The organism is Streptomyces sp. NPDC002779 (assembly GCF_042888685.1).
Classification (GTDB): domain Bacteria; phylum Actinomycetota; class Actinomycetes; order Streptomycetales; family Streptomycetaceae; genus Streptomyces.
Genome location: NZ_JBIAQC010000091.1, coordinates 1 through 1,088, shown reverse-complemented (window position 1 = coordinate 1,088; position 1,088 = coordinate 1). Strand labels below are relative to the sequence as shown.

At 69.9% G+C, this 1,088-nt stretch carries 1 protein-coding gene; it reads right to left on the bottom strand.

Going from position 1 to position 1,088, the window contains the following annotated elements:
- On the bottom strand, positions 1-1,004 hold a 1,004-nt coding region (locus ACFYW5_RS38015), incomplete at its 3' end, for an IS701 family transposase (protein WP_389421704.1).
- Positions 1,005-1,088: the final 84 nt, after the last annotated feature.

The following is a 1,088-nucleotide window of genomic DNA, read 5'->3' as shown; positions in this document are numbered from 1 at the left end:
TCGGGCTCGGTGGCAGGCCATTCGGCCAGCAGCCAGCGCTCGGGCAGTTCGGGATCATCGGCCGGCTTGCGGATGCCTCGTCCGGCGGGCCGGACCCGGAGGGCGACGAAACGCGAGTACATACGCTTGAAGCCGCTTCGGCTGGCGCCCGGCCGGGATCCCTCCCGCCAGGACACCGGCCGAGCGGCTGTCCGGCCGGCCGCGACGACCAAGTCCTTCATGGTCTGCGGCGGGTCGGGATACTGCATGTGCGGCCGTCGGCCGGTGCCCGCATAGATCGGCTGGACGGGCCGGGCGTCGGCAGGGTGAGCGCTGTGACGGCCGGAAACACCGACCGCGTAGGGCAGGTTGCGTTCCTCCAGGCCGCTGCGGAAGGCGGCGGCGTCGCCGTATCCGGCGTCCGCCACGACCAAGGGGACGTCGATGCCCCACGACCGTGCTTCGTCGATCATGTCCAGAGCAAGCTGCCACTTCTCCACGTGTCCCGCCTGGGCGGGGATGCCGCAGCGGCCGCGGCGGGCGACTTTGGCGGGGTCCGCCCAGGGCGAGGCCGGGTCCCAGCCGGACGGCATGAACAGCCGCCAGCCGATCGCGGCGGAGGCACGGTCGGTGGCCAGGTGCAGTGACACTCCCACCTGGCAGTTGGTGACCTTGCCCGCGGTGCCGGTGTACTGCCGCGACACACACGCCGAGGCGTCCCCGTCCTTGAGGAACCCGGTGTCGTCGACGATCAACGCTTCCGGACCGATCGCGTCCTGCATCCTCCAGGCCAGGCGGGCCTGGACGTGCGCCGGATTCCACGGGCTGGACGTCACGAAGTGAGCCAGCGCCTGCCGGTTGCCGTCCTCGCCCAGCCTGGCGGCCATGGGCTCCACCGACTTGCGTTTACCGTCCAGCAGCAGCCCTCGCACATAGACCTGGCCCCACCGCCGCTGGTCAGCACGGAAGAACCCGTCGAACAACTCCGCCGTGAACGCCTCCAGGTCCTCCCGGACCTCGGCCATCTCACCAGGTGTCACACCATCACAACGACACCAACAGCCCAACAGACACGCCACTCACAAACGAAGCTGACCAAGCCCTACTAG